Source organism: Shewanella sp. FJAT-52076 (assembly GCF_019457455.1).
Classification (GTDB): Bacteria; Pseudomonadota; Gammaproteobacteria; order Enterobacterales; family Shewanellaceae; genus Shewanella; species Shewanella zhangzhouensis.
Genome location: NZ_CP080415.1, coordinates 1,061,901 through 1,078,429 on the forward strand (window position 1 = coordinate 1,061,901; position 16,529 = coordinate 1,078,429).

17 protein-coding genes are annotated in these 16,529 nt (G+C 49.0%); 14 read left to right on the plus strand and 3 right to left on the minus strand.

The window, feature by feature from the left end; all coding sequences use genetic code 11:
* Positions 1 to 112: 112 nt before the first annotated feature.
* Positions 113 to 409, plus strand: a complete 297-nt coding sequence (locus K0H79_RS04655; protein WP_203326260.1) for a metalloregulator ArsR/SmtB family transcription factor — start codon at positions 113 to 115, stop codon at positions 407 to 409.
* A 54-nt stretch (positions 410 to 463) separates the two neighbouring features.
* Here K0H79_RS04655 and rpsT read toward each other — a convergent pair whose 3' ends face one another.
* Entirely contained in the window at positions 464 to 730 is a 267-nt protein-coding gene (rpsT, locus tag K0H79_RS04660; RefSeq protein WP_011759037.1) for a 30S ribosomal protein S20, read from the minus strand.
* Between the two features lie 253 nt (positions 731 to 983).
* Here rpsT and murJ point away from each other — a divergent pair, with 253 nt between their 5' ends.
* The 12 genes from murJ (at position 984) to K0H79_RS04720 (ending at position 14,772) form a co-directional block, all read left to right on the plus strand.
* On the plus strand, positions 984 to 2,549 hold the full coding sequence (murJ, locus tag K0H79_RS04665) for a murein biosynthesis integral membrane protein MurJ (RefSeq protein WP_220077482.1): 1,566 nt from the start codon (positions 984 to 986) through the stop codon (positions 2,547 to 2,549).
* Between the two features lie 58 nt (positions 2,550 to 2,607).
* On the plus strand, positions 2,608 to 3,543 hold the full coding sequence (gene ribF / locus K0H79_RS04670; RefSeq protein WP_220077483.1) for a bifunctional riboflavin kinase/FAD synthetase: 936 nt from the start codon (positions 2,608 to 2,610) through the stop codon (positions 3,541 to 3,543).
* A 42-nt stretch (positions 3,544 to 3,585) separates the two neighbouring features.
* On the plus strand, positions 3,586 to 6,408 hold the full coding sequence (gene ileS, locus K0H79_RS04675; protein ID WP_220077484.1) for an isoleucine--tRNA ligase: 2,823 nt from the start codon (positions 3,586 to 3,588) through the stop codon (positions 6,406 to 6,408).
* Between the two features lie 8 nt (positions 6,409 to 6,416).
* Positions 6,417 to 6,923 carry a signal peptidase II gene (lspA, locus tag K0H79_RS04680; RefSeq protein ID WP_011759041.1) on the plus strand — a complete coding sequence of 169 codons (507 nt, stop codon included), beginning with the start codon at positions 6,417 to 6,419 and terminating at the stop codon, positions 6,921 to 6,923.
* 3 nt (positions 6,924 to 6,926) lie between these two features.
* The gene (fkpB, locus tag K0H79_RS04685) at positions 6,927 to 7,346 is read left to right on the plus strand and encodes an FKBP-type peptidyl-prolyl cis-trans isomerase (RefSeq protein ID WP_220077485.1); all 420 of its coding nucleotides are present in this window, start codon (positions 6,927 to 6,929) and stop codon (positions 7,344 to 7,346) included.
* A gap of 11 nt (positions 7,347 to 7,357) precedes the next feature.
* Positions 7,358 to 8,287, plus strand: a complete 930-nt coding sequence (gene ispH / locus K0H79_RS04690) for a 4-hydroxy-3-methylbut-2-enyl diphosphate reductase (RefSeq protein WP_220078090.1) — start codon at positions 7,358 to 7,360, stop codon at positions 8,285 to 8,287.
* Between the two features lie 229 nt (positions 8,288 to 8,516).
* A complete protein-coding gene (pilV, locus tag K0H79_RS04695; RefSeq protein WP_220067816.1) occupies positions 8,517 to 9,035 on the plus strand; it encodes a type IV pilus modification protein PilV in 519 nt (172 codons plus the stop codon).
* A gap of 20 nt (positions 9,036 to 9,055) precedes the next feature.
* Positions 9,056 to 10,015, plus strand: coding sequence for a PilW family protein (locus K0H79_RS04700; RefSeq protein WP_258405475.1), 960 nt, complete (start codon positions 9,056 to 9,058; stop codon positions 10,013 to 10,015).
* Positions 10,016 to 10,027: 12 nt separating this feature from the next.
* Positions 10,028 to 10,498, plus strand: a complete 471-nt coding sequence (locus K0H79_RS04705; protein WP_220078091.1) for a PilX N-terminal domain-containing pilus assembly protein — start codon at positions 10,028 to 10,030, stop codon at positions 10,496 to 10,498.
* A complete protein-coding gene (locus K0H79_RS04710) occupies positions 10,495 to 14,067 on the plus strand; it encodes a pilus assembly protein (protein WP_220077487.1) in 3,573 nt (1,190 codons plus the stop codon). Before K0H79_RS04705 ends, K0H79_RS04710 begins: the two co-directional genes overlap by 4 nt.
* A gap of 7 nt (positions 14,068 to 14,074) precedes the next feature.
* On the plus strand, positions 14,075 to 14,473 hold the full coding sequence (locus K0H79_RS04715) for a type IV pilin protein (protein ID WP_220077488.1): 399 nt from the start codon (positions 14,075 to 14,077) through the stop codon (positions 14,471 to 14,473).
* Complete coding sequence (locus K0H79_RS04720) at positions 14,470 to 14,772, plus strand: TapY2 family type IVa secretion system protein (protein ID WP_220077489.1); 303 nt, start codon at positions 14,470 to 14,472, stop codon at positions 14,770 to 14,772. Before K0H79_RS04715 ends, K0H79_RS04720 begins: the two co-directional genes overlap by 4 nt.
* 58 nt (positions 14,773 to 14,830) lie before the next feature.
* Here the strand turns inward: K0H79_RS04720 and K0H79_RS04725 are convergent, their stop codons facing one another.
* Complete coding sequence (locus K0H79_RS04725) at positions 14,831 to 15,322, minus strand: GspH/FimT family pseudopilin (RefSeq protein WP_220077490.1); 492 nt, start codon at positions 15,320 to 15,322, stop codon at positions 14,831 to 14,833.
* 116 nt (positions 15,323 to 15,438) lie between these two features.
* A complete protein-coding gene (locus tag K0H79_RS04730; RefSeq protein ID WP_220077491.1) occupies positions 15,439 to 15,951 on the minus strand; it encodes a GspH/FimT family pseudopilin in 513 nt (170 codons plus the stop codon).
* 219 nt (positions 15,952 to 16,170) lie between these two features.
* On the opposite strand from K0H79_RS04730, the gene glnB reads away from it, so the two are divergent.
* Positions 16,171 to 16,509 carry a nitrogen regulatory protein P-II gene (glnB, locus tag K0H79_RS04735; protein WP_214505691.1) on the plus strand — a complete coding sequence of 113 codons (339 nt, stop codon included), beginning with the start codon at positions 16,171 to 16,173 and terminating at the stop codon, positions 16,507 to 16,509.
* Positions 16,510 to 16,529 lie beyond the last annotated feature (20 nt).

Genomic DNA, 16,529 nt, shown 5'->3' on the forward strand with positions numbered 1-16,529 from the left:
TACATCTCATTTTTGAAAACAATCTAACAAAAAGTGTGGGCTGTGTCCCGACGAAGTCTGTAAGCCAAGGCTATATTAGGCCCGGGGTTTGTATTAGGAGAATATGCTCGTAATGAATATTGAATTAATGCAGGAGCGAGCTGATCATGCGGTAGTGCTTTTAAAGGCACTGGCCAATGAGCGTCGGTTGTTCATTTTGTGCCATCTGCTCAACGAAGGGGAGATGTGTGTAGGTGAAATGAACAAAAAACTTGGGTTAAGTCAGTCGGCACTGTCGCAGCACCTGGCCTGGCTCAGGAAGGATAATCTGGTCTCTACCCGTAAGGAAGCTCAGACGGTATTCTACTCGTTGAAAAGTGACGAGGTGAAAGAAATGATCAAGCTGCTCAATAACATTTATTGCCATTGAACAGACATAAAAAAACCGGCCTGAGCCGGTTTTTTTACGTCTTGCTGGCAGCGATTAAGCAGCCAGAGCCTTGATACGGGCGTTCAGACGAGCCTTTTGACGGGCAGCCTTGTTCTTGTGGATCAGGCCTTTGGTAGCCATGCGGTCAACGATAGGCTGAGCAACGGCGAAGGCTTCAGTAGCAGCTTTGTGATCACCGGTTTTGATGGCGGCGATAACTTTCTTCACGTAGGTACGCAGCATTGAGCGACGGCTGGCGTTGTGCTGACGACGCTTTTCGGATTGAATAGCGCGTTTCTTTGCAGTCTTGCTGTTAGCCAAGGTGCAACTCCTAAAAACTTGGGATTAATACTTTTAAAGGCCGAGGAATATGCCCGTATTTTGCCACTTTGTCAATGGCAATGGTGGAATATCCGCCATTAAGGCAAATAAATCCAACCCGACTTGGCTATCTTCAACCCAACTCGTGTAAAATGTGGCGCAATTCTACCAGCAAATACTGGCGTATGACAGAGCCGGAAGCGTTTTTTTCCAAGATATCACCCGCATTTTCCGGTCCTTCCCAGGGGGCAAATTGAGTAAAAAATTACTGAAGTCGGGGTTGGTTGTGAGTGCCATGACCTTCATCTCCCGTGTATTGGGCCTTGTACGGGATATGGTGGTGGCCAACCTGATGGGGGCCGGGGCCAGCGCGGATGTGTTCTTTTTTGCCAATAAAATCCCCAATTTCCTGCGTAGATTATTTGCCGAAGGTGCTTTTTCCCAGGCTTTTGTACCTGTGCTGACCGAATATCAGGAAAAGCGCAGCAGCGAAGAAACCCGTGAACTGCTTTCAAAAGTGGCCGGAACCCTGGGCGGTCTGGTGACCATAGTGACTCTGTTAGGGGTGATTGGTTCGCCCATACTGGCCGCGCTGTTCGGTGGCGGTTGGTTTCTCGACTGGCTCGAGGGCGGTGAAAACGGGGCCAAGTTTGAACTCGCGGCCCTGATGCTGAAGATTACCTTTCCTTATTTATGGTTTATCACCTTTACTGCGCTTGCTGGCTCCATCCTCAATACCCGCGGCCGTTTTGCGGTGTCGGCCTTTACCCCGGTATTTTTGAATATCGCCATTATCGCCTTTGCCCTGTGGTTGTCGCCGCAGCTTGAGCAGCCGGAAATCGGTTTGGCCTGGGGCGTGTTTGCCGGCGGTCTTATTCAGTTTCTGTTCCAAATTCCCTTTTTGTACCGCGAGCGTGCCCTGGTTAAGCCCTCCTGGGGATGGCACCACCCTGGTGTTGTTAAAATCCGCACCCTGATGATCCCGGCGCTGTTTGGCGTATCTGTGTCGCAGATTAACCTGCTGTTTGACACCTTTATTGCCAGCTTCCTGATGACTGGCTCCATCAGTTGGCTCTATTACTCCGACCGTTTGCTTGAGTTCCCCCTGGGACTATTTGGTATTGCCATTGCCACTGTGGTGTTACCCGCGTTGTCGAAAAAGCATGTAAACGATGAAGGCGAAGGCTTTGCCAAAACCATGGACTGGGGGGTGAGGGCGATTTTGCTTCTGGGTATGCCCGCCATGCTGGGGCTGATTGTGCTGGCCCAGCCTATGCTGATAGTGCTCTTTATGCGCGGCGCTTTTGACATCAGCGATGTGGAAATGGCGTCTTACAGTTTGATGGCTTATGGCGCTGGCCTGCTTAACTTCATGCTTATCAAAGTGTTGGCGCCCGGTTACTACTCTCGTCAGGACACCAAAACCCCTGTGCGTTACGGCATAGTGGCCATGGTCAGCAATATGGTGTTTAACATTATCTTTGCGGTGCCCTTTGGCTATGTGGGACTGGCGATTGCCACCTCCTTGTCGGCGCTGCTCAATGCTGCGCTGCTTTATCGGGGGCTGCATAAGGCCGGTGTATATAAAGTGGCGAAGTCGACGCTGGTGTTTTTTGCCAAGGCGGCCGTGTCTACCCTCGCTATGGGGGCGCTTCTGTGGTATCTGTTGCCCACACAGTCGGTGTGGCTCGAGTGGCATATTGGCGAGCGTGCCGGCGCCCTTGCCGCTTATATCGGTCTGGGGGCTTTAGTTTATGGTTTGTCGCTCATTCTGCTGGGGATTAAGCCCTGGCAAATGAAACGCGCCCGCAAGGGCTGATTCTCGGCGTCAGCTGAGATATAATCCGCCAATTTACGTACGCCAGTTGTCAGGTCACATGGAATTAATCCGCGGAATTCACAATATCTTGCCCGCCCATCGGGGATGTGTGCTAACCATTGGCAACTTTGACGGTGTCCATCGTGGGCACGCCAAAGTGATTGCCAGTTTGGTTGAGCGGGCCAAGCATTTTGGTCTGCCCGCGACCCTGATGACTTTTGAGCCCCAGCCGCAGGAGCTGTTCCGTGGTGATGATGCCCCGGCGCGCCTGAGTTTGCTGCGGGATAAAATAGTGCTGCTGGACGAGCTGGGAATTGACCGTCTGCTTTGCGTCAATTTCAACCGCAAGTTTGCCTCCATGGATCCTGAGCACTTTATCGAAGACCTGCTGGTTAAAAAGCTCGGGGTGAAGTATCTGGTGGTTGGCGACGATTTTTGCTTCGGTAAGAGCCGCGCCGGTAACTTCGAGATGCTGAAAAAAGCCGGCGAGCGTTTCGGCTTTGCCGTGGTCAATACCCACTCTTTTATGGTGGGTGACCTGAGGGTGAGCTCTACCGCGGTGCGTGAGCAACTCGCCAAGGGTAATCTGGAGCAGGCAAGGCGCTTGCTCGGCCATCCTTTTACCCTTTGTGGCCGGGTGGCCCACGGGCAAAAGATTGGCCGGACGATTGGCTTTCCCACCGCCAATATTGCGCTTAAGCGTAAGGTGGTGCCGGTGCGCGGCGTCTTCGCCGTCAAGCTGTGGTGGGATGAAAGTGATATATATGAAGGGGTTGCCAATGTGGGCTTCAGGCCCACAGTCAATGGACAGGTGTGCCAGCTTGAGGTGCATCTGTTTGATTTTGAAGGCGACCTCTATGGCAAACGGGTGGAAGTGGAACTGGTGGCGAAAATTCGCGACGAGCAGCCCTTTGAATCCCTTGATGCCCTGAAAAAACAGATTTGGAACGATGCCGACAGAGCCCGGGCTCTGCTTGGTGACGATGCAGGTTAAGCAAAACGCTAAAACTATTTGGCAATTAACGGTATAGGATCGATGAGCGACTATAAATCTACTTTGAATTTGCCGGAAACTGAGTTTCCGATGCGTGGGAATCTGGCTAATCGCGAGCCCGCAATGCTTGAGCGCTGGAACAAGGACAAGCTGTATCAGCAGATCCGTGACAGCCGCATTGGCCGCAAGCCATTTATCCTGCACGATGGCCCTCCCTACGCCAACGGCAGCATTCACATTGGTCACTCTGTAAACAAGATCCTCAAAGACATCATTATCAAGTCCAAAACCATGGCGGGCTTCGATGCCCCTTATGTGCCGGGTTGGGACTGCCATGGTCTGCCTATCGAGCTCAAAGTTGAGCAGAAGGTGGGTAAGCCGGGTCAGAAGATCTCTGCCGCCGAATTCCGTGAAGAGTGCCGCAAGTATGCTGCTGCTCAGGTTGATGGCCAGCGCGAAGACTTTATCCGTCTGGGCGTGCTGGGTGATTGGGACAAGCCATACCTGACCATGGACTTTGCCACTGAAGCCAACATCGTGCGTTCTCTGGCCAAAGTTATCTCCAACGGCCACCTGCAAAAAGGTGTGAAGCCGGTGCACTGGTGTACCGACTGTGGCTCAGCACTGGCCGAAGCCGAAGTGGAGTACGAAGATAAGACCTCGCCTGCCATCGACGTAGGTTTCAATGTGGTTGATAAGTCTGCGCTGCTGGCCAAATTTGGCGTAGCTCAGTACGACCATGATATCGCCATGGTTATCTGGACCACCACCCCCTGGACCCTGCCTGCCAACCGCGCGCTGGCCGTATCCGGCGACCTTGAATATGTGCTGGTATCCTTCACCAAAGACGAGGTTACCCGCGCCATTGTGGTGGCCGATGTGCTGCACGAAGACTGCGTGAAGCGTTTTGGCGCCGAGTCATTCGAAGTGCTGGGTCGCGTAAAAGGCAGCGAGCTTGAGCTGATGCGTTTTGCTCACCCCTTCCTCGACTTTGACGTGCCGGTGATTTTGGGTGACCACGTGACCACCGATGCCGGTACCGGCGTGGTGCACACCGCCCCTGGCCATGGTCAGGACGACTTCGTGGTAGGGCAGAAGTATGGTCTGGAAGTGGCCAACCCTGTGGGCGATAACGGCGTGTATAAGGCCGATACCCCTTTCTTTGCCGGTCAGCACGTATTTAAAGCCAACGACAACGTGGTTGCGCTTTTGAAAGAAAAAGGTGCGCTGCTGAACCATGTGGCTTACCGTCACAGCTATCCACATTGCTGGCGCCACAAAACCCCAATCATTTTCCGTGCAACCCCGCAGTGGTTTATCTCCATGGATAACCAGGGCCTGCGCAGCACTGCACTGAGTGAGATTCAAAACACCCAGTGGATCCCTGACTGGGGCCAGAGCCGCATCGAAACCATGGTAGCCAACCGTCCTGACTGGTGTATCTCCCGGCAGCGTACCTGGGGCGTGCCTATCACCTTGTTTGTTAACAAGGAAACCGAAGAATTGCACCCAGATTCTGTTTCGCTGATGGAGCGCGTGGCGCACCGCATCGAGCAGCAGGGCATTCAGGCCTGGTGGGATCTGGATGCGGCCGAGCTGTTGGGTGATGAAGCCGACCAGTATCGCAAAGTGACCGATACGCTGGACGTTTGGTATGACTCAGGTTCGACCTTCGAAACTGTGGTAGCTGCCCGTCCTGAGTTCCAGGGCCATGGCGTGGATCTGTACCTGGAAGGCTCGGATCAGCACCGCGGCTGGTTTATGTCATCACTGATGCTGTCTACCGCCATGCATGCCAAGGCGCCATACAAGCAGGTGCTGACCCACGGCTTTACCGTGGACGGTAAGGGCCGCAAGATGTCCAAGTCTATCGGCAACGTGATTGCACCTCAGGAAGTGACCAACAAGCTTGGCGCAGACATCCTGCGTCTGTGGGTAGCAGCCACCGATTACAGCGGTGAGATGAGCGTATCCGATGAAATCTTGAATCGCGCCGCCGACTCTTATCGCCGTATCCGTAACACAGGGCGTTTCCTGCTGGCGAACCTCAATGGTTTTGAGCCTGAAACCGACATGGTAGCCGTAGAAGACATGGTGGCGCTGGACCGCTGGATGGTGCGCCGCGCCGCTAAGCTACAGAGCGAAATCATCGCCGCGTATGAGCAATACAACTTCCACATGGTGACCCATAAGCTGATGCAGTTCTGCTCGGTAGAACTCGGTAGCTTCTATCTGGACATCATCAAAGACCGCCAGTACACCGCCAAGCGTGAAAGCCATGCCCGTCGCAGCTGTCAATCGGCACTGTTCCACATCGCCGAAGCCATGGTGCGCTGGATTGCACCTGTGCTGAGCTTTACCGCCGATGAAATTTGGCAGCTGTTGCCTGGCAAACGTGAAGCCTATGTGTTCACCCAGGAATGGTACGAAGGCCTGAAGCCGGTAACCCTGGAAAGCGATCTGGCTGACAGCCACTGGGAGTTGCTGCTCAGCGTTCGTAACGAAGTGAACAAAGAGCTTGAGCAGGCACGTCGCGACAAGGTGCTGGGTGGTTCACTGGAAGCAACCGTGACCCTGTTTGCCGATGCCGAACTTGCCGCCAAGGTGGCAGTGCTTGGTGACGAGCTGCGCTTTGTGCTGTTGACCTCGGATGCCAAGGTGCAGCCAATTGATACTGCGCCTGAGACGGCAGTTGTGACTGAGCTTGCCGGTCTGAAGGTGTTGGTTGCCAAGACTGACGCGGCCAAGTGTGAGCGCTGCTGGCATCACCGTGAGGATGTGGGTTCAGTTGAAGCGCACCCAAGCCTGTGTGGCCGCTGTGTGACCAACATTGAGGGTGACGGCGAAGCCCGCGCCTTCGCGTAAGGATGGCCATGCAATTGAATTGGAAAGAAAGTGGCCTGCGCTGGTATTGGGTAGTAGTGGTGGTGTTTTTGGCCGACCAGCTGTCCAAGCAGTGGGTACTGGCCAACTTTGACCTGTACGAGTCGGTCAAGCTGCTGCCGTTTTTTAACTTCACCTATGTGCGCAATTATGGCGCAGCTTTCAGCTTCCTGCATGATGCAGGGGGCTGGCAGCGCTGGCTGTTTACGGCGGTGGCCGTGGGCTTCAGCGTGCTGTTAACCATTTGGCTGCGTAAGCAGCCAGCCAATATGGTGCGGCTGAATCTGGCCTACACCCTGGTGATTGGCGGAGCGCTTGGTAATCTGATTGACCGTCTGCAACATGGCTTTGTGGTGGATTTCCTCGATTTCTATTGGAACACCGCCCATTATCCGGCGTTCAACATAGCCGATGCCGCCATCTTTATTGGTGCCGTGCTGATTATTATCGACAGCTTTAAAGCGTCCAGCTCGGATGACAAGGCCATCAAGGAGTAACACATGAGCCAAAAGTCGTTGCTGTGCCATATGAATATTCTCTTGTCTGACGGCTCTACCGCCGACAGCACCAAGGCGTCGGGTAAGCCTGCGCGCCTCAATATTGGTGATGGCAGCCTGAGCCCGGCGTTTGAAGCTGAGCTTGGCGCACTGAAGGTCGGTGATTCGCACAAGTTCACCCTGCAGCCACAGGAAGCCTTTGGTGATGTGAATCCAGATGCGATTCATCATCTCGATCGCAGCCGCTTCCCTGCCGATATGCAGCTGGAAACCGGTGTGATTGTCAGTTTTGCAGGCCCCGGTGGCAGCGAAATTCCTGGCATTGTCCGTGATGTGGCCGGCGATTCTGTGACGGTCGATCTGAACCATCCACTGGCCGGTCAGGCAGTGACCTTCGAGCTGGAAGTGCTGGAGGAGCTCTGATGACTGGACAGATGAACATTCTGCTCGCCAATCCACGCGGCTTTTGTGCCGGGGTAGACCGTGCCATCAGCATCGTTGAGCGCGCCCTTGAGCTGTTTTCGCCACCTATATATGTGCGTCACGAAGTGGTACACAACCGTTATGTGGTGCAAAACCTCAAAGACCGTGGTGCCATCTTTGTTGAAGAGTTGGATCAGGTGCCGGACAACAGCATAGTGATCTTCTCTGCCCACGGGGTGTCGCAGGCGGTGCGGGCCGAGGCCAAAAAGCGTGGCCTTAAGGTATTCGATGCCACTTGCCCGCTGGTGACCAAGGTGCACCTGCAGGTAACCCGTGCCAGCCGCAAAGGGATTGAATGCATCCTGATTGGCCATGAAGGCCATCCGGAAGTGGAAGGCACTATGGGCCAGTACGATAACCCGGAGGGTGGCGTTTATCTGATTGAGTCGGTGGAAGACGTCGAAGCGCTTCAGGTGAAAGACCCGGACAACCTGTGCTTCGTCACCCAAACCACACTGTCGGTTGACGATACTCTGGACATTATCGCGGCGCTGCAGGCGAAGTTTCCGTCCATTGAGGGGCCACGCAAGGACGATATTTGTTACGCTACTCAAAATCGCCAGGATGCGGTGCGCATTCTGGCGACTCAGGCCAAGCTCTTTATCGTGGTGGGTTCGAAAAACAGCTCTAACTCCAACCGTTTGCGAGAGCTTGCCGAAAAGTCGGGTGCGCAGGCCTATCTGGTCGACAGCGCTGCCGACGTCAAGGCTGAGTGGTTTGCCGGTGTAGATAAGGTGGCTGTTACAGCAGGTGCATCAGCGCCGGAAGTGCTTGTAAAGCAGGTTATCGATGCAATTACCCATCTGGCCCCCAGCGTGGTGACCGAAGTTGAGGGTCGTAAGGAAGACGTAGTTTTTGCCGTTCCGGTTGAACTCAGGTGATTGTTTGCTAAGTTAATGTTAAAAAAGAGGCTTAAGCCTCTTTTTTTATTGCCAGAAAGTTCTAGGTATAATGTTGCGATTTTTTAGATGCTATTGTTACTGGCAGCAAACAATCGACTCAACTATGATTAACCAGTATAGTATACTTTTGGCTTAAATCTAAGATTTTAAAGGGTTAATTTGAGGTTTGGCAGTCAATAAAATGTCGGATTTCGGAGATTTGACACCAATGAAAAAGTATGGGAAAGGATTTTCCTTAATCGAAGTAATGGTCGCACTGGTAATACTGGTGATCGGCCTTATTGGCATTTTTAATCTACATATTGTTTCCAAGCGCGGTAGCTTCGAATCTTTTCAGCAGACGCAGGCGTCATACTACGCCAACGATATTATCAATCGCATGAAGCTGAACCCGACACAAATAGCTAACTATGCCGGAACATACAGCGGAGCGCCAAGCTCGGTCAGTAAACAGTGTCAGGGAGCTGCTATCTGTTCATCTTCGGAGATGGTCGCTTGGGATTTATATGAATGGCAAACACAATTCAATGGCGCTGCGGAGACAGTTGGAACCCAGAATGTGGGTGGGTTGGATACACCATCGGCCTGTGTTGTGGTAAATGGAAATAATGTATCCGTTACTATGGCGTGGAAAGGAATTCGCGAAACGTCAATTGATTCAAATGCTTCTGATTGTGGTTCAACAACCGCTAATCGACGACTCTATTCAGTGCAAACGGTGATTTGATCGGAATGAAGGTTCTAATTATGCGCAGTCAGTCAGGGATGTCTCTCGTCGAGTTGATGGTAGCACTGGTCATTAGCCTGTTTTTGTCTGCTGGCATTTTCACTATGTTCAGCATGTCGGCTTCGAATGTGACAACCACAAGTCAGTTTAATCAGTTGCAAGAAAATGGTCGTATCGCTTTAGCGATTATGGAAAGAGATCTTAGTCAGTTGGCTTTTATGGGTGATATGACAGGAACAGATTTCATTGTCGGGAGTAACACAACCATTTCATCTGCTGCTGTGCCGAATGATTGTGTTGGTGGTGGAGTTAATAACGCAACGCTTCCCAATGGCACCACATCACATTTTAGGCGGATTTGGGGCTACGAAGCTGGCGTGAGCGGCGATGTTTTCGCGTGCCTTTCTGGGGTAAAAGAAGAAACGGATGTACTGCAGATTAAGCGTTTGGTTGGGCCCAACACACTAACGCCCAATGTTGCATCCAATCACTATGTTGCAACCACATCAAGCGAAGCTATTTTTTTTACGGGTAACCAGCCTACTCCAACACTGACTAACAGTCGATTTTGGGAGTATCAGCACCATATCTACTATGTAAAAGATGATGGCACTGTTCCCGTTTTAAGAAGAAGAACGCTAACGGTTGCAAATGGAATGAACAATGAAGAGCAACTCGTAGAAGGTATTGAGAATTTGCGAGTTTTATATGGTGTCGATGATGATGGTGATGATATTCCCAATCGATATGTGCCCGTGGGTAGTGTAGATACTGTGATGTGGGATAACCAATCGTTTCAACGGATTGTGGCGTTAAAACTGTTTTTGCTTGTTCGTGCGGTAGAAAAAGACTCTAGCTATAAAAATGAAACCCAGTATCAGCTGGGTGATAAGACTATTGAAGCGCCTCAAGATAATTATAGACGTAAGGTAATGTCAACCACTGTGATGCTTGAAAATCCCGTGTTGATTAGGAGTTAAACGAGTATGCAGATGAAAAAGCAGAAAGGAATCGTACTATTTTTTGCATTAATCGTTTTGATCATTATGACGGTTATTGGTGTCGCACTGGCTGTAAATTCTACTCAGTCTCTGAGAATGGCAGGGGCTGGTGCCGAGCGCATAGAGGCTAAAGCATTAGCGGATGGTGGGGTTGCGGCGGTACTTCTAAATAAGACACCGGCTTTTTTGGCCACTATGACTGCAGTTGATAGTGCAAACTCCTATTCAGGTGGGGCGCAAGTGCTGACACCACTGCCTTTGGTGGATGATGGCGCTGGCAACTTGGTGGTTCAACCTAAAAACGTGTCATGCCAAAGAAGTGCTGCGGCGAGTGGCACGGACTTGTTTAAATGCCGCCGCATTGAAATCTCAAGCCAAGTGAATTTTGGCCGGGATAATCTAGGTCAGGTTATCGTTGTAACAGGTATTGAGCAGGAAGTGCTCAGCGGGAGCGGATCATGAAGTTCAATCAAATTCTATTTGCTGGCCTGGTTACAGCGTCGGTTTTGCCAGCGCAATCTTTTGCGGATGATACGGATCTCTATCTCAATCCCGCAGCAAACAATGTGCGCCCCCAGGTGCTTATTATTTTTGATAACTCTGGCAGTATGGATACGATACTGGAAGGTGTACCCGGAGGGTATGATCCAGAAACAGAATACGAGGCTGTGGGAAGTGCAAATTCCTACCAGGGTAGAATGATTTATTTTACTGTTGGTACCGGTATGGATGAGTCTTCTTTGCCAGTGCCCGACAGTCCTTCCGAATCAAGACGTTTTAATGACCTTTTGAATGGCTGTAAAGCTGCTCGAGATGCGCTTAATCAGTATGGCCGCTTCACTGGTTACATCAGAGAATTTATAATCAAAGGTAAGGGTAAGGGCACTTGGCAGCCAATAAAGGAAAATAGTGGCGCAGAAACAAATAATCCCATAGATTGCTGGGAAGATATTGAGTTAGGTTATGACAGCAACAATGATGACGGTAGTGATTTTAAAACTGGTTATCCATCAGGCTTCCCCCAAGATGGTGATGTGAGCAGTCCATGGAGTGATGATCTGGCTAGCTCGAAAAATCTAAATTGGAATAATGGCGAGTTAGTGACGTTGTATACCGATAATTATTTGCGCTGGTATACCCTATATAAAAATGGATCACTGCCTGCACCTCCAGGAGGACTGACACGTTTAGAAATAGCGAAATCTGCGATATCCGGTGTTATTAGCTCTATTCCTTCAGTAGATTTTGGATTGGCTGTTTATAATCTTAACTTTCCTAATGAAGGTGACAGTGATGGTGGACGTATTGTCGCTGGTATTCGACAGAGATCCGCTGCCGAGAAAGATACGATGCTTAGCACTATCAGCAACCTACCTGCGCAAACAAATACGCCACTTTGCGAAACCTTATTTGAAGCCTATAGATATTTTTCTGGCGGACCTATTACATTTGGACATGCCGATGCTGACTATAATGGCAAAGATATCAAGTACACCTCGAATAAGCCTGAATATGATACCTCAGTAGAGTCGGATGGTAATTATATTACGCCTTTATCCGAGTGTAATAAGGTTGCACATATTATATATATCACAGATGGTGCACCAGTACTGGATGATAGTGCAAACACATTTATTAAAGACTTGGGTGGGGAACCATATGAGTATAAGGCTGCTAATGGCGATGTTCCTGCGAAAGTAAGTTACCTTCCCGCCTTGGCAGAATATATGTTTGCCAACGATTTGTTGCCTGATGTAGAGAATAAACAACGCGTGGTAACTCATACGATAGGCTTTAGTTTGGGAGAAGACTCAGAGGCAGAACCATTGCTCGTAGAAACCGCCTCTCGCTCTTATTTAATGACCTCTGATGGTAAGAAGGTTTTTGGAACTTACAGAAGTGCCGATGATGTAGCGGGACTGCAACAGGCTATCAGCAATATTATCGATTCTATTCCACAAACTGGCCAGCGATTTTCTGCACCAGGTGTTGCATTCAGTAATGCTGACCCCACCAGAACTCTGGATTCAGCTTACTATGCGCTATTTCGTCCTCAGCAAAGTCCTAAGTGGGCCGGAAATCTGAAAAAGCTGAAAGTTAATTCATCTGGAACTTTGGTTGATTCTACAGGTAAACCGGCTATTGATAGTTCAGGTGGTATTGCCGAAAGCTCTTGCAGTTTGTGGAGTAACTGTACGGAAGGTAATGACGGGAATGACGTGGTCTTAGGTGGTGCGGCGAGGACGATTGTCCCTGATAGCAGAACAATTTTAAGTGATATAGGCACTGGTGGAGCATTTACTGAGCTAACACGCTCAAATGCTTCTATTTATGCGGGGGGGGACGAGGCGCTAGCGACATATCTCGGATTACCTAAATTGATTGTTGATTCAGAATTGACTGCAACATTCGATTGGATCAAGGGTAAAAATGTTGATAGAGATTCTGAAGGAGCATTGACATCTGAAGATTTCGCCGGTGTAAGAGGCGATATCATGGGTGATCCACTTCACTCCCAACCTTTGGCAATCGATTACGGTGGTGATGGGTCGAATGTTCGGATTTTTGTTGGTACAAACCATGGTGCATTGCACTCTTTCAGAGACTCTGGCTCTTCAGTCAGCGAGAGCTGGGCGTTTATGCCTTACCAGCTTCTTCCTAACTTGGCGACCATTCGGCGAGATAGTTATTTAGCCGGGCACAGTGTCTATGGGATTGATGGTTCGCCTGTCGCTCATATTGAACGCAATGCTTCTGGCTTGATAACGAAAGCTTGGCTGTTTGTCGGTTTGCGTCGTGGGGGGCAGTCCTATTACGCCATAGATATTACCGAACCTGAATCGCCAAAGATTATGTGGCAAATATCCAACAGCATTACTGAATTCAGCAACATGGGACAAACTTGGTCTACTCCCGTGGTCACCAAAATACCAGGCTCAGACAAGCCAGTGGTGATTTTTGGTGGGGGATACAACCAAGGTTATGATTCCGGTGATGGTTCAAATTCTGTTGGCAGAATGGTTTATCTTGTAGATGCCGAGTCAGGTAGCTTGATACATAGCTTTGGTGCCAATGGAAATACTGCACTTGCAGGTATTGAAGACTCTATAGTTGGCTCTATTGCGACCTTGGATAGTAATAGTGACGGCTACACTGACCGGCTTTATGCAGCTGATTTGGGCGGCAACGTGTGGCGAATGGATTTGCCTTCTGCGGATAAGGGCACCTGGAGTGGCTTTAAGTTTGCAGAGTTAGGAGGAAACCTGCCATCGATCGATCGCAGGTTCTTCTACGAGCCAAGCGTAGCGCAAACCTATTTCACCAATACAACTGAAGTAACTGTGACTGACGAGTCAGGCACCACGACTACTGTAGCGTATCAAAATGTGCCTTATGATGCAGTTACACTAGGCTCAGGAAATCGGGCGGATCCTTTGAGTTTAAACGCTGAGGATATGTTTTTTGTATTACAGGACAGATACGTAGTGTCTCAACAGTTTGGAGATGGTGCTACTGCGATCCCATCTCCAATAACTTTTAGCAATCTTTATGACGTGACTTCAGCGGCACCTTCAACAGAGGATGAAAACATTGCATTTGGGACAAAGCTAGGCTGGTATTATAATTTCGCGGTTACTGGTGAAAAAAGCCTATCCCCGTCTGTGATTATAAAAGGAAAAGTATATTTTACTTCCTTTATTCCGACTCAGCCGGCGGCAGGCCAGAATGTGTGTAGTGTGTCTTCAGTTGGACGTTTATATACCTTGGATTTACACAAAGGAGCACGTTATACCGAGGCGTATATTATAGATGTTTGCGATAACTGTATCCCACAGCCGCCAAAAATTATTACTCCACCTGCATGCGACTCCGGTGAAGATTGTACCCCTGAAGATTTATTAAATCCGCCTCCACCAGTACTGATTATAGGTAAAGGTAAATGTGATGAAAATGGTGAGAATTGTACAGGAACAGTGGATATAGAGTCAGGCCTGACAACTAATAAGATTTATTACCACATTGATGAGTAGCATAGGTATGAATGGTAAGAGAAAGTTTGGTTTTACGTTAATAGAGTTGATGATGGTGGTTGCTATTGCCTCCATATTGGCGGCAATAGCTTATCCATCGTATATTAACTATGTGACTAAAAGTGGGCGCTCAGAAGGTGTCGCAGCAGTTATGCGTGTTGCGAATTTACAAGAGCAGTACTATTTAGATAATAGAGCTTATGCGACCGATATGACAAAGTTAGGATTAGGTGCAAATCCCTTTGTTACTGAGAATGGGTATTATAGTGTGGCTTCGACTGGGACGAGCTCTTATACTATTACGGCAACTGCAGCAGGGACACAGGCGAGTAAAGATTCGACATGCGGTACCATTACACTGACCTCGGCTGGTGTTAAGGGGCCTTCATCGGAGTGTTGGAAATGAATAAGATCTTAGCTTCTGTATTCTTGGCTGTATCGTTGTCTTGTATTACAGGTACAACATATGCTGCGAAACAGGATTACAAGTGTTTTGTTGATAGTCTGCCGAAAGGCGAACGAGTAATATTTTACCGCTGGAATGAGAAAGATGTGCAACTGAGAGTTGCAAGCTTGCCCGGAACTCAGTTGACAGATAATAAAGGAAAGAAATATTACATTAAGAGTGTCGAAGAGTGCGTTCCATTAAATAAAGCATTCTCGAGTGTTATGGCGCAGAATATAGATAAGCATACTTTGCGATGATATCTGCTTTTTAGTTAATAGAGAAAAACCCGCATCAGCGGGTTTTTACATAATGAACCTAACAAGCATTGCCGTTGGTACCATAAGACACAAGTCCACTAGTGCTTATAAGAACTGTCTGTGAATCGCTGGCTTTGCCATTCGGACAATATGTTACTGTGCCTCCAGACGCCAGTCCATCAGCGGAAAAAGTCATTGAAACTGCAGAAGCCTTAACTTTGTCCAGGCCATTAAAGCTGTCTATAGCTCTTAGTTCGTGATCAGTGTTAGCTGCATCAGTAATATAAACTCTAATACCGCCACTCCAGTCTGCTGTTGTCCCACAGGAGGTTGCTGAAGCAAAAGAGCAGATCTTAACTGTCGCGCCGTAGCTCACAGCTTGGTTTCGCGCGAAAGCAAACAGGTCATGAATCTTCTTAACATTGTTATCAACCCGCACTTGCTCATAGATCGATGTTAACGATGGTACGCCAATAGTTAAGAGTATTGCTGCCACGGCAATGGTGACCATGAGTTCGACTAATGTAAATCCTTGCTTATTCTTATGCATCTATAACTCCTCACTGATACTGTTAAAAGTATAAGCGAGAAGTTGCCCAATTTCAGTAGAAAAGAGCACTAACAGCTCAGTGTTGATTTAACCGTTACGCTGGCGTAGGTGTAGCATTATTGAGTGCATTCGATATTTTTCTCTGTCGAGAAGCGGACTCTGCCTGCCTGGTTAATTATCACTGCTTTGGAATAAGGGCTGTCTGCCGAACCGGGGCAGTACTTGAACGTTCCGTTGCTACCCGATGCAAGCCCATCTGGCTGAAAACGTGCCGCGGAACGGTTGTAGGACATTAAGTCATTTCTATCAAAAGAGCCTGTTTGCAACAGTAATTTGTCATTGCCATCTATCTGGTTACTAACGCCTGAATCGGTGAAGACTGCTAGCCCCAGGTGCCAGTCATTCGTGCATTGATTGTCTTTCAAAGGGCAAACGGTCACTCGAAGCCCATAACTTATCGCTGTATTTCTAGCGTATTGCAAGGTTTGTTGAATGACCTTTATCGCGGCATCGGCCCTGTAAGCTTGATGTAATTCAGTAAGTTGAGGGAGCCCGATAGTAAGCAATATGCTTGCAATCGCGATTGTTATCATTAGCTCAATGAGGGTAAAGCCGGTTTGATGTTTCATAGCGAATCCTTGCCGTTTGTCGTCAATGCGTCCTGCAATGACTTAAATTCGGTTACGACCGAATCAATTCAGTATAGAGGAGTTGGTTCAGACTGGGGTGGCTCGTATATATTGTTCTGCTCTATGAAGATTGAATCATTTTACCTCTTGATCTAATCATTGTAGTGGTAAGCTATTAGCTAACAGATTTTGGGTTAGCATAAATTTAGGGAGCAGTTGATGAAAAAAGTCGAAGCCATAATCAAGCCTTTTAAGCTGGATGATGTGCGTGAAGCACTGGCTGAAATTGGCATAACTGGTATGACAGTATCTGAAGTGAAAGGCTTTGGTCGTCAGAAGGGGCACACAGAGTTATACCGAGGTGCAGAGTATATGGTCGACTTTCTGCCCAAAGTTAAGATTGAGTTGGTGATTCAGGATGAGCTTCTGGACCAGGCGCTTGATGTGATAGTTGATACAGCTCGTACTGGTAAGATTGGCGACGGTAAAATTTTCGTCACCGAGGTAGAACGGGTCATCCGGATCCGTACTGGCGAAGAAAACGAAGAAGCAGTGTAAAAAAGGGCCGAAAGGCCCTT

What these genes read in the sequence shown, in the direction of transcription:
- K0H79_RS04655 (WP_203326260.1), top strand. Translation starts at nt 113, where the DNA reads ATGAATATTGAATTAATGCAGGAGCGAGCTGATCATGCGGTAGTGCTT.
- ribF (WP_220077483.1), top strand. Translation starts at nt 2,608, where the DNA reads ATGGAATTAATCCGCGGAATTCACAATATCTTGCCCGCCCATCGGGGA.
- ileS (WP_220077484.1), top strand. Translation starts at nt 3,586, where the DNA reads ATGAGCGACTATAAATCTACTTTGAATTTGCCGGAAACTGAGTTTCCG.
- lspA (WP_011759041.1), top strand. Translation starts at nt 6,417, where the DNA reads ATGCAATTGAATTGGAAAGAAAGTGGCCTGCGCTGGTATTGGGTAGTA.
- fkpB (WP_220077485.1), top strand. Translation starts at nt 6,927, where the DNA reads ATGAGCCAAAAGTCGTTGCTGTGCCATATGAATATTCTCTTGTCTGAC.
- ispH (WP_220078090.1), top strand. Translation starts at nt 7,358, where the DNA reads ATGAACATTCTGCTCGCCAATCCACGCGGCTTTTGTGCCGGGGTAGAC.
- pilV (WP_220067816.1), top strand. Translation starts at nt 8,517, where the DNA reads ATGAAAAAGTATGGGAAAGGATTTTCCTTAATCGAAGTAATGGTCGCA.
- K0H79_RS04700 (WP_258405475.1), top strand. Translation starts at nt 9,056, where the DNA reads ATGCGCAGTCAGTCAGGGATGTCTCTCGTCGAGTTGATGGTAGCACTG.
- K0H79_RS04705 (WP_220078091.1), top strand. Translation starts at nt 10,028, where the DNA reads ATGAAAAAGCAGAAAGGAATCGTACTATTTTTTGCATTAATCGTTTTG.
- K0H79_RS04710 (WP_220077487.1), top strand. Translation starts at nt 10,495, where the DNA reads ATGAAGTTCAATCAAATTCTATTTGCTGGCCTGGTTACAGCGTCGGTT.
- K0H79_RS04715 (WP_220077488.1), top strand. Translation starts at nt 14,075, where the DNA reads ATGAATGGTAAGAGAAAGTTTGGTTTTACGTTAATAGAGTTGATGATG.
- K0H79_RS04720 (WP_220077489.1), top strand. Translation starts at nt 14,470, where the DNA reads ATGAATAAGATCTTAGCTTCTGTATTCTTGGCTGTATCGTTGTCTTGT.
- K0H79_RS04725 (WP_220077490.1), bottom strand. Translation starts at nt 15,322, where the DNA reads ATGCATAAGAATAAGCAAGGATTTACATTAGTCGAACTCATGGTCACC.
- K0H79_RS04730 (WP_220077491.1), bottom strand. Translation starts at nt 15,951, where the DNA reads ATGAAACATCAAACCGGCTTTACCCTCATTGAGCTAATGATAACAATC.
- glnB (WP_214505691.1), top strand. Translation starts at nt 16,171, where the DNA reads ATGAAAAAAGTCGAAGCCATAATCAAGCCTTTTAAGCTGGATGATGTG.